This is a genomic window from Pseudomonas sp. RT4P38 (genome assembly GCF_054897765.1).
Genome location: NZ_CM142703.1, coordinates 3067878 through 3081275 on the forward strand (window position 1 = coordinate 3067878; position 13398 = coordinate 3081275).

11 protein-coding genes and 1 pseudogene are annotated in these 13398 nt (G+C 60.6%); 4 read left to right on the forward strand and 8 right to left on the reverse strand.

Features of this window, described 5'->3' with window-relative positions; translation table 11 throughout:
* Positions 1 to 115 precede the first annotated feature (115 nt).
* The 6 genes and pseudogenes from ACYZT7_RS14290 to ACYZT7_RS14315 form a co-directional block, all read right to left on the reverse strand.
* A pseudogene (locus ACYZT7_RS14290) lies at positions 116 to 1531 on the reverse strand (purine-cytosine permease family protein).
* Positions 1532 to 1885: 354 nt separating this feature from the next.
* Entirely contained in the window at positions 1886 to 3037 is a 1152-nt protein-coding gene (argE, locus tag ACYZT7_RS14295) for an acetylornithine deacetylase (RefSeq protein WP_462041520.1), read from the reverse strand.
* The gene (locus tag ACYZT7_RS14300) at positions 3034 to 3711 is read right to left on the reverse strand and encodes a DUF1028 domain-containing protein (protein WP_462041521.1); all 678 of its coding nucleotides are present in this window, start codon (positions 3709 to 3711) and stop codon (positions 3034 to 3036) included. Before ACYZT7_RS14300 ends, argE begins: the two co-directional genes overlap by 4 nt.
* A gap of 162 nt (positions 3712 to 3873) precedes the next feature.
* A complete protein-coding gene (locus tag ACYZT7_RS14305; protein ID WP_462041522.1) occupies positions 3874 to 4290 on the reverse strand; it encodes a RidA family protein in 417 nt (138 codons plus the stop codon).
* A gap of 24 nt (positions 4291 to 4314) precedes the next feature.
* Positions 4315 to 5625 carry a flavin-containing monooxygenase gene (locus ACYZT7_RS14310; RefSeq protein WP_462041523.1) on the reverse strand — a complete coding sequence of 437 codons (1311 nt, stop codon included), beginning with the start codon at positions 5623 to 5625 and terminating at the stop codon, positions 4315 to 4317.
* A 160-nt stretch (positions 5626 to 5785) separates the two neighbouring features.
* The gene (locus ACYZT7_RS14315; protein ID WP_462041524.1) at positions 5786 to 7060 is read right to left on the reverse strand and encodes a flavohemoglobin expression-modulating QEGLA motif protein; all 1275 of its coding nucleotides are present in this window, start codon (positions 7058 to 7060) and stop codon (positions 5786 to 5788) included.
* Positions 7061 to 7240: 180 nt separating this feature from the next.
* On the opposite strand from ACYZT7_RS14315, the gene ACYZT7_RS14320 reads away from it, so the two are divergent.
* The 3 genes from ACYZT7_RS14320 to ACYZT7_RS14330 are packed head-to-tail and all read left to right on the forward strand — an operon-like array spanning position 7241 to position 10602.
* Entirely contained in the window at positions 7241 to 7903 is a 663-nt protein-coding gene (locus ACYZT7_RS14320; protein ID WP_462041525.1) for a hypothetical protein, read from the forward strand.
* Between the two features lie 58 nt (positions 7904 to 7961).
* Positions 7962 to 8783: a polyphosphate kinase 2 gene (gene ppk2, locus ACYZT7_RS14325; RefSeq protein ID WP_462041526.1), complete on the forward strand. Its 822-nt coding sequence runs from the start codon at positions 7962 to 7964 to the stop codon at positions 8781 to 8783.
* A gap of 49 nt (positions 8784 to 8832) precedes the next feature.
* Positions 8833 to 10602: a SulP family inorganic anion transporter gene (locus ACYZT7_RS14330; RefSeq protein WP_462041527.1), complete on the forward strand. Its 1770-nt coding sequence runs from the start codon at positions 8833 to 8835 to the stop codon at positions 10600 to 10602.
* 16 nt (positions 10603 to 10618) lie between these two features.
* Here the strand turns inward: ACYZT7_RS14330 and ACYZT7_RS14335 are convergent, their stop codons facing one another.
* Positions 10619 to 10987, reverse strand: a complete 369-nt coding sequence (locus ACYZT7_RS14335; protein WP_462041528.1) for a DUF5064 family protein — start codon at positions 10985 to 10987, stop codon at positions 10619 to 10621.
* A gap of 260 nt (positions 10988 to 11247) precedes the next feature.
* Here ACYZT7_RS14335 and ACYZT7_RS14340 point away from each other — a divergent pair, with 260 nt between their 5' ends.
* On the forward strand, positions 11248 to 11727 hold the full coding sequence (locus ACYZT7_RS14340) for a VOC family protein (RefSeq protein ID WP_462041529.1): 480 nt from the start codon (positions 11248 to 11250) through the stop codon (positions 11725 to 11727).
* An 80-nt stretch (positions 11728 to 11807) separates the two neighbouring features.
* Here the strand turns inward: ACYZT7_RS14340 and ACYZT7_RS14345 are convergent, their stop codons facing one another.
* Positions 11808 to 13325, reverse strand: coding sequence for an amidase (locus ACYZT7_RS14345; RefSeq protein WP_462041530.1), 1518 nt, complete (start codon positions 13323 to 13325; stop codon positions 11808 to 11810).
* Between the last annotated feature and the right edge of the window lie 73 nt (positions 13326 to 13398).

The window sequence follows — 13398 nt, forward strand, 5'->3', positions numbered from 1 at the left end:
GATGTGCCCGGTGGGAGGCGGTTTTTCTGGAGATGATGGCTGTCAGTAAAGTCTATGTTGACTGTCAGGGCCTCATCGCGAGCAAGCTCGCTCCCACAGGGGATTGGGGGTTTAGTTAGATCGAGTTAGCCAGTTTTCCGGTTGAGAGGCGGCGTTTGTAGGCGGTGTCGCGGTTGGCTAGCCAGTAATAGAGCGGTGAGGTAATCAGCAGACCCACCAACCAGGACAAATCCGCCCCATCGATGTGCTCCGAAATCGGCCCGACATACAGCGGCGTGTTCATAAACGGAATCTGCACCGCAATCCCGATTGCATAAGCCAACAGCGCCTGCGGGTTGTACCGGCCATAGATCCCGCCATCGACTTTGAAGATCGAGTCGATGTCGTACTGACCTTTGTGAATGGCGTAGAAGTCGATCAGGTTGATCGCGGTCCACGGCACCAGCACGACGAGCAGCACCAGCACCATGTCGACGAAGTGGCCGATGAAGTTGGCGGAGGCGCCGACGGCGGCGAAGCAGCAGGCGGCGAGGACGATGACCGACAGGACGGCGCGGCTTTTGGCGGTCGGGATCCAGCGGTAGGCGAAGGTTTGGACCAGGGTGATCAGCGACAGCACGGCGCCGTAGAGGTTGAGGGCGTTGTGGCTGATGACGCTGAGCAGGAACAGCACGAGCATCAACGGGCCGATGGAGCCGGTGGCGAGTTTGACGGCGTCCATGGTGTCCATGCCCACCGGCGTGGCGAGGACGGCGACGGCGCCGAAGATGAACGAGAGGCTGGAGCCGAGCACGGTGCCCAGGTAAGTGGTCCAGAACGTTGCGGCCACGGGCACGTTGGCTGGCAGGTAGCGCGAATAGTCGGAGACCTAGGGCGCGAAGGCGATTTGCCAGAGCGCGGCGAGGGACACGGTGGCCAGCCAACCGGAGATGTTGAAGCTGCCGCGGGTGAGGAAGTCGGCGGTCTGGACGTGGGTGAAGATGTAGCCGAAGCCCAGCACGATACCGGCACCGAGTACCCAGGTGCCGATGCGGTTGAGTACGTGGATGAAGCGGTAGCCGATGATGCCGATGATGCCGGAACCGAGGGCGCCGATGACAATGCCCACCGGCACTGGCACGCTGTCGACCACGCCGTGCAGGGACTTGCCGGCGAGGACGATGTTGGAGGCGAAGAAGCCGATGTACATGATGCCGGCGATCAGCACCACCAGCAGTGCGCCGAGGGAGCCGAACTGGGCGCGGCTCTGGATCATCTGCGGAATGCCCATCTGCGGGCCTTGCGCCGAGTGCAGTGCCATCAGCACGCCGCCGACCAGGTGACCCACGAGGATGGCGACGATGCCCCACACCAGGTTCAGGTGGAACATTTGCACGCCGAGGGCGCCGGTGACGATGGGCAACGGCGCGATGTTGCCACCGAACCAGAGGGTGAACAGGTCTCTGGTTTTTCCGTGGCGATCTTCGGGTGGCACGTAGCCGATGGTGTGTTTTTCGATGAGCGGGGCGGAGGTTGTTGCTGCGGTAACCATGACGGACTCCAAGGCAATTTGAGTACGTGGACGTACTTCGGTGAGCGCCGCGCGGGGGCGACGCTTTTCTTGTTGGAGTTGATGATGTGCGGTGGGGAGTGAGAGATAAATTAGTAAGTTTGTGGGTATAGACGCTAAAAAATGTATGTCAGTTGGGGAGGGTGTGATGGCTGGTTTTACGGTGTCCACGCGGGGGCCGACGGGGTTGAATGCCAGTCAGTGGATGGGCACAAAACCTGTGGGAGCGAGCTTGCTCGCGATAGCGGTCTGTCAGCCAAATCAATTTTGCCTGTCAGGCCCTCATCGCGAGCAAGCTCGCTCCCACAGGGGATTTTTGGGTGTTCAAAATCTTTGCTATTCGCTGATTGATAGCAGCATTCGTTGCAGCATGGCGTCGCAGGCGGTGAGTTGTTCGAGGCTGACGAATTCGTCGGGTTTGTGGCCTTGATCCATGCTGCCGGGGCCGCAGACGACGGTGGGAGTTCCTGCCGCGTCGAATAGACCGCCCTCGGTTCCGAAGGCTACGGTGCCGAATTCTCGGGAGCCGCAGAAAGCAGCAATCAACTCAGCAGCCTCGCTGTGCGCATCAGTTGCCAAACCGGGATACGCCGACAACTCGCTAAATCGAATTTCACTCTGTTCACTCACCGCACGCATGCGCGGCAAAACCTGCTGTTCGGCATAAGCCTTCAGCTGCTGCGCAACCTCACTTGGATCATGCGAGGGCAGGGCGCGGATTTCAAAGTCGAAGCGGCAATCGGCGGGGACGATGTTCAAGGCCTTGCCGCCGGAAATGACGCCGGTTTGCACCGTGCTGAAGGGCGGATCGAAACGCGTGTCGTGATGCTCAGGCGCTTTGAGCCGGTGGCCAATCCGCCCCAGTTCACCGATCAGTTCGGCGGCGTATTCAATCGCATTGACCCCGAGCGGGGCGTACGCCGAATGGCACGCTTCACCATGAATATCGCAACGCATCGCCAGTTTGCCTTTATGACCGAGCACCGGTTTGAGTTCGGTCGGCTCACCAATGATGCAGAGCATCGGTTTGACCGGGCGCTTTTCCAATTCCGACAGCAACGAACGCACACCGAGGCAGCCAACTTCCTCATCGTATGAAAGCGCGATGTGCACCGGCAGCCGCAGCGTGCTCTTTACCAACGACGGGACCAGGGCGAGCACGCAGGCGATGTAGCCTTTCATGTCTGCCGTGCCGCGACCGTACAACTTGCCGTCGCGTTCGGTAATTTCGAACGGCGCAACAGTCCACGGCTGGCCGTCGGCAGGCACCACGTCGGTGTGGCCCGACAGCACAATGCCCGGTCGATCCGCTGGGCCAATGGTCGCGAACAGATTGGCCTTGCTGCGCTGCTCGTTGTAGACCAGCTCGCAAGGCACGTCGAAGCGTTCGAGGTAGTCGCGGACGAACTCGATGAGGTGCAGGTTTGATTCGCGGCTCGTGGTGTCGAACGCCACCAACGTTCTCAGCAAATCGAGGCTGTTGCTCATCGGTCGTCTCCGGCGACACCGTAGCCAGGGGACTTGTCGGGGGCCAGGGCGCGGTCGATGTAGTCCTGAACCTGTGGGCGATAGGCGTCCCAGAGTTTCTCCAATTGACCGATTGGATCGTGATCCGCCCAATCCACCCGCAGGTTGATGATCGGCCAGGTCAACTCGCCGACCACCACCACCGCCGCCGAATGCACTGGCCCGGCTTCGCCGCCTGCCGCGATGGCTGCTTTCATGGCAGCGAGCAAGCGGTCGGTCAGTTGACCTTCGCCATGCTCGAATGCCTCAACCATCGCTTCGATCACTGAACGGTCCGCCAGCATGTTGCCGGCAGCGACGCATTGATCGCCCGACACGGCGCTGTGGTTGCCCAGGGTTTGCGCGCCGCTGAAGTGCGCGGTGCGGCCGAGATGGTCAATCGCGGTGATCTGCCGATATTGGCTGTAGCCGTTGCGGGTCAGGACTTTGTCCAGTGCTTCAGCAGGCGCGAGGCCTTGCTCCATGAGGGCAAGGGCTTCCGGACCGAGGGAGGGCAGGGTGATGTTTTGTGTAGAGACGGCGCCGACACCTGGCAGCAGCCAGGGGCAACGTGCGCCGACGGCGATGCTCGAGGAACTGATCGCAATGCCGAACTGACCGGTTTCGGGGCAACGGGCGGCGATGGAGAAGGTCATGGTTTTGCTCCTTGGTTTGCCTTGGTAAAATTGGCGTCTGTGCGGACGCTATCGCGAGCAAGCTCGCTCCCACAGGGGATCTTTAGTGGCCACAAATATGTGAGCGACGAATAACCTGTGGGAGCTGGCTTGCCTGCGATGGCCGCGACTCGGTAAACCTGCTTACTCAGGAATCACCGCAATCACATCAATCTCCATCAACCACTGCGGCTGCCCCAACGCCGACACCACCAACCCGGTCGAAATCGGAAACACCCCTTTAAGCCACTTGCCCACTTCCTGATACACCGGCTCGCGGTAACGTGGATCAATCAGGTAAGTGGTGGTTTTCACGATGTGGCTAAGGTCGCTGCCGGCCTCTTCCAGCAACTGTTTGACGTTGCGCATGGCTTGCTCGGTTTGCGCACGCGGGTCACCGAGGCCTACCAGGTTGCCTTCGAAGTCGGTACCGACCTGACCGCGAACGTAAACGGTGTTGCTGGCCCGGACGGCCTGGCACAGGTCATTGTCCAAGCTCTGGTTCGGGTAGGTTTCTTTGGTGTTGAACATGCGAATACGGGTATGGGTTGGCGTGGACATTTGAAGCTCCTAAAGAAAAATGGCTCAAGCGCTGACAGTTGCTTTATGGGCAACCGGGACGGTTTCAGCCTCGCGTTGCGCGGCATCGTGGTAGTCGAGGTATGAACGCTGGATGGCGATGTGATCAGCCACGTACTTGGCGTCATGCCAAACGCCCCAAATGAACGAAGAGCCGCGACGGGACTGCCACGGCAGGCCGAGGAAATACACGCCCGGCTCGCTCGAGACGCCGCGCTGATGCTGTGGCTTGCCGTTGTCGTCGAAGGCATCAACCTTGAGCCAGCTGTAATCCGTGGCAAAACCGGTGGCCCAGATGATCGAGGTCACACCGGCCTCGGCCAGGTCGAGCTGAAGAATCGGGTTGGTCACGCACTCCGGATCCGGGAAGGTAATGCGCGCTTCAGGCTCTTCCGGCAGGTCCAGGCCGTTGCGTTCGATGTAGGCATCGGCGGCATTGAGCAGTGCCAGATAGTTCTCGTCGCCGCGCGCCAGGTTGTCGGCAAGGTTCGGTTGGAAGGTCGCCAAGGCGCCGTTGAACGATTGGGTCAGACCGACGAGCGTCATGCCGCGATGAGCGAGACCACGGAAGTCCACCGTCCGACCGCCATGCGCACCGCTGACAGCGATGGTGACGTGTTCCCGGCCGGGTTTCATGGCCGCCTGATCCCATTCGCCGAGCACACCCAACCACCAGCAGAAATCACGGTTGCGATAAGCGCGGGGAGGGCGATCGTGTGCGCCGACCGAGAGGTACACCTTCTTTCCAGCGCGCTGCAGTTCATCGGCGATTTGCACGCCCGACGAACCGGCACCGACGACCAGAACAGCCCCTTCAGGCAGTTGTGTCGGGTTGCGGTATTCAGCGGAGTGGATCTGCAGGAATGGCTGATCTTTCGGCGCAATCGGCGGGATAACCGGACGCTGGAAAGGCCCGGTGGCAGCCACCACGCGGTTGGCCTCGATCACGCCTTCAGAGGTTTCAATGGTGAAGCCCGGGCGACCGACATTGCGCTCAACCTTCAGCACGTCCACGTCGGTGCGGATCGGGGCGTTGAATTTCCTGGCGTAGGCTTCGAAGTAGTCGGCGACCCGTTCTTTCGGGGCAAAGTCGTCGGGGCTGAGGTCGTCGAAATCGAGACCGGGAAAACGGTCGTGCCAGGCCGGGCCGTTGGCCACCAACGAATCCCAACGGCCGGTGCGCCAGCGCTCGGCGATACGGTTGCGCTCCAGCACCAGGTGCGGCACGCCGAGTTTGCTCAAGTGTTCACTCATGGCCACGCCAGCCTGACCGGCGCCAACAATCAGCGTATCTGTTTTTATTTTTTCAGTGGTCATCGCAATACCCTTCGAAGTTGGATTTAGGTCGGTAACGGCCTGCCATTTCTTGGGGTCAAGACTAGGGATCACCCTGGTATCGGTAAAATATTATTAAGCTGGCATTTGAGTATAAATAACTGATGCAGAGCGTTTGGTTCAGTGGCTTTCCCTTTAAACGCTAGGCGCTGGCATCGGCTTCATGCTCGTCGGCGAAGGCCATGAGCACCTCCAGATCGAGTACATCCAGCTTGATCCGGGAAACAAAAGCGGAGAACGCCAGGTTGGCGGCGAGTAGACGCAGATCGGAGGCCCAGGCCGGGAGATGGACCGGCCCCTGGAGCCAGCCAGACTCGAAGAGCGGGGCCAGGCGAACGGTATCCCCCAGACTGAGGCGCCCGGCGAACAGGTGGCCCACCAGTTCCGGCCGGTTGTCGCGAATCGCGATGCGCAACAGGGTATGCACGCCGAGCAAGCCGGTCAGGTAGGCGGCATCCTTGGTGAACGCCGAGCCGCCGCGCAGGTCGGCGCCGCGGAAAACCCGCTGGGTCGAGCGGAAGGACTCCTCCTGTGACTGACCTGCGGCGAGAAAACCTTCGAATACCTGGACGAAATCGGCGCCATCCAGCGCCTGCTGGACCGCGAGCACGCGCAGGGCGAGGCGGCGCAGGCGGTTGATGTCCATGCTGCCGGTGAACAGCTCGGCCAGGGTGGCGATGCCCTCTTGGGTCTGAGTCGTGCGTGGCGCCCCCAGGCCCAGGCTTTTGAGGTTGGGTTGCAGCGCGCCGTTTTGTGCCGTGGCGACATGCACGAAGGCCTCATGCTGCAACAGCTGGTTCTTGTCCAGTTCCGAGAACAGCGCGCTGGCCCGCAGGCGGATGCGACTGGCCCCGGCGATGGCCTTGGCGGCCAGGGTTGGATCGAGCACGACGGTGATCCGGCCCGGGCCGAAGAAGCGGTCGAGTTCCGGCTGCATCCAGGCGGCGAAGACTTCGGCCGGGATCTCGGCCGGGCTCGGTGGAATCCGCGCACCGCCCAGAAGGGCATCGGTGGTCTTGAGGAAGAATTGGGCCGCGTCCAGCATGCTCAGTTTCAGGCGCGAGTAGTAGAAGTCCGGGCGTCGGTACAGCGCTGACGAATACTGCGTAAAAGCGGGCGTGCCGATGGCACCGAGCATGTGTCCCGCCGTGGCATAGCTGCGCGCCGTCATGGCGAGGTGGCGCCCGGCCGGATGACCCTCATCGCAGCGGCCGATAAAGGCTTCGAGGGCGGCGATGTCGGTGCTGTGGTCGCGCGGGCGCAGTTCAACCCTGGGCAGTTCTGCCTGCCCGGCGCGCCAACGTGTCAGGAATGCTTCTTCGACCCCATCCGGCCAGGCCAGGGCATCCAGCACGCGGATCTTGCGGGCCAGCCCGGGCAGGGCGGCATCGAGTTCGGACAAGGGAGCGGTGCTCATGGAGATCTCCTTGGGAAACAAGGTTCAATCGCAAAAGTTTAGTCGTTGTCGATACGTCGCGTTGTGACAGGTCAAGTCTGAACTAAGCTGTTCGGTGTGCTTGCGGATGCTGGGTCTTGACCATCCTGGCACGGCTGAAAACCGGGACCACGCTGACGCAGCCGTGGTGAGGATGAGCGCATGCAAAGCACTGGAGATCAAAAGCGGGCCCGTGTACTTGATCCGGTCGATCGTGTCACGGAGGTCATCTTCGGCCTGCTCATGGCAATGACCTTCACTGGGACGGTCAGCGTGGCGACGGCTGGCCAGGAGGCGGAACGGACGATGATGATCGCCGCGCTGGGTTGCAACCTCGCCTGGGGACTCGCGGACGCCGTGATGTATTTACTGCGAACCCTGATCGAGCGCACACGCAACCGTACGCTTCGTACCAACCTGCTCGGTGCGACGGATGCAGCCGCCGGGCAAGCGCTCATTGCCGAGGCGTTGCCCCCGCGTCTCGCAGCAGCGGCCGGCCCTGAAGAGCTGGAATCGTTGCGTCGCCGCCTGGTCGAGTATTCATCCATGCCGGTACAGCCGCGCCTCGGTTGGGATGATTTCAGGGGCGCTGTCGGCGTTTTCCTGTTGGTGGTGTTCTCGACATTCCCGCTTGTCGTGCCGTTTCTGCTACTTGATCAGACAGCGCTCGCGGTACGCCTGTCCAACCTGGTAGGCCTCGGGGTGCTGTTCATCGCCGGTTGGATGCTCTCGAAGTACGCCGGCGCAAAACCGTGGCAAGGCGGTCTTGCGACGGCAGTCACCGGTGCTGTACTGATCACAGCGATCATCGCGCTCGGCGGATGAGTTGAAAGCAACCTACGCTGAATACCTATCGGCGACTGGCATCTATGAGGTCTTGGTCATGGCAAAGGACAAGAACAAAGCCCCTAAGAGTAAATCTGCTGAAAACCCGAAGCTGAAGAACAAGGATTACCTTGAGCAACTGCGCACCCTGCACGTCGAACTGGTCAAGTTACAGGAGTGGGTAAAAGCCAAGGGCATCAAGATCTGTATCGTCTTCGAGGGACGCGATGGCGCAGGCAAGGGCGGGACGATCAAGGCGATCACCGAACGCGTCAGCCCGCGTGTCTTTCGGGTGGTGGCGCTAACGGCGCCGAGTGATCGAGAGAAAAGCCAGATGTATGTCCAGCGTTACCTGCCGTACTTGCCCGCGGCTGGCGAAGTGGTGATCTTCGATCGCAGTTGGTACAACCGGGCGGGCGTCGAGCGTGTGATGGGGTTCTGCACTAAACAGCAGGTTGCCAGTTTCCTGAAGACAACGCCTCTGGTGGAGCGTGCAATCGTCGACTCGGGTGTGATCCTGCTCAAATACTGGCTGGAAGTCAGTGAAGACGAGCAGACCCGCCGGCTTCAGGAACGCATCAAGGATGGGCGCAAAATCTGGAAACTGACCCCCATGGATCTCAAGTCATACAGCCGCTGGTATGACTATTCACGTGCCCGTGACGACATGTTCAAGGCAACCGACACCGATCATGCCCCATGGCTGGTGGCCAATTCCAACGACAAACGGCGGGCGCGCCTTAACATCATCACTGATTTGCTCAGCCGCATCCCGTACAAGGATGTACCGCGCGAGGAGGTGATTTTGCCTAAACGGCAGAAGCCAGGCGGCTATCGCGACCCGGATTATCCGCACCGGCGAGTGCCCGAAAAATTCTGACGGGCACGTTTAAGCGAATCTGCGCTGTACACCTATAGGCCACAGCTCTATGAGCGATTCGGATTCTTCGCCTCCCGTCCCGGAACCGGGCCGGATTGCACGCCGGGATACCGGCGACGATACCGGCTGGGGCCGCTGGCTTCCTGGACTTCGCACGCTGCGAGGGTACCAGGTTGCCTGGTTGCGTCACGACATCATGGCCGGGCTGGTGCTCACCACGATGTTGGTCCCCGTCGGCATCGCCTACGCCGTGGCATCGGGCGTACCCGGCATCTATGGCCTCTACGCGACCATCGTTCCGCTACTCGCTTACGCATTGTTCGGGCCTAGCCGGATTCTGGTGCTGGGCCCGGATTCCTCACTGGCCGCCGTTATCCTTGCAGTCGTCCTGCCCCTGTCGGGCGGCGACCCGCATCGCGCCGTCGCCCTTGCGGGCATGATGGCGATCGTTTCAGGAACCGTGTGCATCCTGGCGGGCATCATGCGTTTGGGCTTCATTACGGAGTTGCTGTCCAAGCCGATCCGCTACGGGTACATGAACGGCATCGCGCTGACTGTATTGATCAGCCAATTACCGAAGTTTTTCGGTTTTTCGATTGAGTCCGACGGCCCGCTGAGAAACATATGGGCTATCGTCACCGCGGTGATGGAAGGAAAGACCAACTGGACCGCGTTCATGATCGGCGCGGCCACCTTGACCGTGATCCTGCTGCTCAAGGGCTTCAAGCGCGTGCCGGGCATCTTGATCGCCGTGGCAGGCGCGACCGTTGCCGTCGGTGTGCTGGACCTTGCCGCGCGCTCGGGAGTGTCGGTCCTCGGTGCTCTTCCACAAGGTTTACCTGCGTTCGCCATCCCCTGGATCACCCGCGCCGATATTGTCCCCGTGCTCATCGGCGGTTTCGCCGTAGCCCTGGTGTCGTTCGCCGACACCAGCGTGCTCTCTCGTGTCTATGCAGCACGGACTCGCACCTATGTCGATCCGAACCAGGAGATGGCAGGGCTCGGTTTTGCCAATCTGGCGGCTGGATTTTTCCAGGGCTTTCCAATCAGTAGCAGTTCTTCACGCACCCCCGTGGCCGAAGCCGCAGGCGCCAAAACCCAGTTGACCGGGGTTGTCGGCGCGTTGGCAGTCGCCTTATTGCTGATGGTGGCGCCGAACCTGTTGCAGAGTTTGCCCAGCAGCGCACTGGCAGCGGTCGTGATCGCGTCGGCCATCGGCCTGATTGAAGTCGCCGACCTGCGACGCATTTATCGCATCCAGCGCTGGGAGTTCTGGTTGTCGATCGTCTGCACCGTCGGTGTGGCCGTGTTCGGCGCGATCGAGGGCATCGGCCTGGCCATCGTGATCGCCGTCATCGAATTTCTGTGGGATGGCTGGCGGCCGTATTCGGCGGTGCTGGGGCGAGTCGATGGCGTCAAGGGCTACCACGACATCCAGCGCTATCCCGACGCGCACCTTATACCCGGCCTGGTGCTGTTTCGCTGGGATGCGCCGTTGTTCTTCGCCAACGCCGAACTGTTCAATGAGCGAGTGCTCGACGCAGTGGCGGCATCGCCTACGCCCGTGCGCTGGTTGGTCGTTGCGGCGGAACCCGTGACCAGTGTGGACGTGACCTCTGCCGACATGTTGGCTGAGCTGGACGACACCTTGCACGCGGCAGGCATCAAATTGTGCGTGGCCGAGATGAAGGACCCGGTGAAGGACAAGCTGAAGCGATTCGGGCTGTTCGCGCGGCTTGGCGAAACGGCGTTCTTTCCGACCATAGGCAATGCCGTCGACAGCTACCTAGTGATCCATCCGGTGGATGGGGCGCGCTGAGTGGCACTGGCGTCACTCAGCGCCGGTCTTTCTCCGCGTTATCCAGATTGACTGGATCGCCCGGTTGGACGCCGAGTTTGTCGCGAATATCCTCGAACATCGCGTCGTACTCCTTGTGCCCGCGCATGATGAGACTGGCATTGGCGGGCACTCCATGCTTGGCCGCAGCCTTTGCCACGCGGCTGGCAAAGTTGAAGGCCGTGTCGCGGTGCATATCGAATTCTTCGGTGAAGCTTTTACCTGATACCGCTCCGTCCATCTTGAAGTGCATCAGCATGCCTTCCTTGGGGTCGCGGCGGACTTCATAGAAGACATCAATGTTGTATTCCGGGACTCCGGGAGTGCCAGGAGCATTAGTACGGTTCAGGTGACCGGGCGTGAACATGAGAGGCTCCTTTCGGGTGGATGGCTACCTTCTTGGCATCGGCTGGATTCGAGGTTCGATTGAGGCCAAATGACTTGGATTTCAGTCCATGGAAATCGCATTAACGGAGCGTGTTCCATAGTGTGGTGCTATCAATTTGTAGCAGCACAAAATCTCCCCTTAGAGCTTAGGTGAACGCTTGGGGTTTTCTACCTTCAAGGTGCACGAAAAGACAATCCGTACCAGAATGCACGAACCCGTTCCGATACTGGAGAACCAAGATGATCAGCAAAAACACGATTTGTCTGTGGTACGACGGCACCGCGCTGGCCGCTGCGACGTTTTACGCCGAAACGTTCCCGGACAGCGAGGTGGGAGCGGTCCTTCGCGCGCCCGGCGACTATCCGGCGGGCAAGCAGGGCGATGTCCTGACGGTCGAGTTCACGGTGATGGGCATCCCTTGCCTCGGACTGAACGGGGGCTCGGGGGTCAAGCACAACGAGGCTTTTTCGTTCCAGGTGGCGACCGACGACCAAGCCGAAACGGATCGCTTGTGGAATGCGATTGTCGGAAATGGCGGCCAGGAAAATGTATGCGGCTGGTGCCAGGACAAGTGGGGATTGTCATGGCAGATCACACCACGCGTTTTGACAGCCGCGATCACCAATCCTGATCAAGCAGTGGCCAAGCGCGCGTTCGACGCCATGATGGGGATGGGAAAGATCGACATCGCTGGGATTGAAGCGGCTGTTAAGGGTTAACCAGCGTTGCTTGGGGCTGAAGAGCGAATGAAGTTTGGCGGGATCCCGACGTGAGGTTATTCACGCCGGGGTGTGTCGTCTTAACAGACTTTCCAGTCAGCGCTCTGTTCGAACGCATAGGCCGCGCGATAGATATCGGCTTCGGCAAAGTGTTTGCCCACCAGTTGCAAGCCGATAGGCAAGCCATCGCTTATGGCACAGGGAAGTGACAGGGCCGGGTGCCCCGTGACATCGAAGCCGCAGGTGTTTGCCAGCATCTCGAAACTGCGTCCCAGGTAGTCCGCCAACGGAGCATCGGTGGGCGGTAGCGGGGTGGCTTTGAGGGGGAGTGTCGGCATGAGCAGCAGATCGTGGCGGGTCAATATCTCGTCATAGGCCTGGCGCAGCTTGCGCCCCAGATTCTGGGCTTTGCCGTAATAGCTCCCATGATATTTGCGGCTGAAATACTCGCCAAGGATCATCGTGGTCTTGACCGTATCGGGTAGATCATTCACTCGATTTCGCCAGCTCGCATGGTGCTCCATCATGTCGGTCAGGTAGAGCCCCCGCCAGTTGAAGCCATGGCTGTTGCCTTGCATCATTTGCTGGGTGGCGCCTTCGGCGGCGATCGCCAGCCAGATAACTGGACCCAGCAAGTGCATGGGGATGGACACTTCCTCGACCGTCGCGCCCTGAGCGCGGAACACTTCGCTGCCCTGACGTACCGCTTGGTCGACATCCGCCTCGGAGTTTGCATGGCCAAAGCCTTCCCTGAGGACCGCTATCTTGAGCCCCGCAATTCCGCGAGACAGGCCCTCGGTGTAGCGCGCCGTCCTGGTCCCGGCCAATTGACGCGGATCCAGCCCGTCGACGCCGGCCAATACTTCGAGCATCAGCGCATTGTCCTGCACAGAGCGGGTGATTGGCCCCAGATGATCGAGGGTGCTTTCTATCGGCATGGCGCCGGTATAGGGCACCAGCCCGTGGGTCGGTTTCATGCCATACACACCACAGAAAGAGGCGGGGATGCGCACCGATCCGCCCTGATCGCTGCCCACCGCCAGGTCGGCCTCGCCTGCGGCAACCAACGCTGCGCAACCTGAGGAAGAACCGCCGGCGGAGTAACCCTGGCGCAGCGGGTTGTGCACCGGACCACTGACCGAGGTGTGCGACCCCCCGGAAAAGCAAAGGGCCTCACAGACCGCCTTGCCCGCGACGCTTGCACCGGCCTCCAGCAGGCGGGTCACTACGGTTGCATCCACGTTGGGCAGATAGCCGTCCAAGGTAAAGGATCCATTGAGCATCGGCAGGCCGGCGACAGCGATGTTGTCTTTGATGACCACCGTTTTTCCAGCCAGTGGGCCCGTGCTATTGCCTTGGATATTCGCTTGGCACTGCCACGCGCCAAGAGGGTTTTGCGCGGCGCTCGGGACGTGACCGGCCGACCGTGGGTAAGTGACCTCCGGGAGGAAGTCGGCCTGCTGATCAAGCACGTCATAGGCGTCGAAATTGGCCTGCAGTACGGACTGATAATCTTCGAGTTGTTTGGCCGTCAGGTGAATGCCCAGGCTATTGGCAATGGCCTCGAGTTCGTCGCTGTTGGGTCGAATAACAGACATTTTGTATCCTCACTGTAAAAAGAGAGGCGAGCTGCGGGAGCCAAATGAATGGGGCTTTTTCCCCATTCGTTGA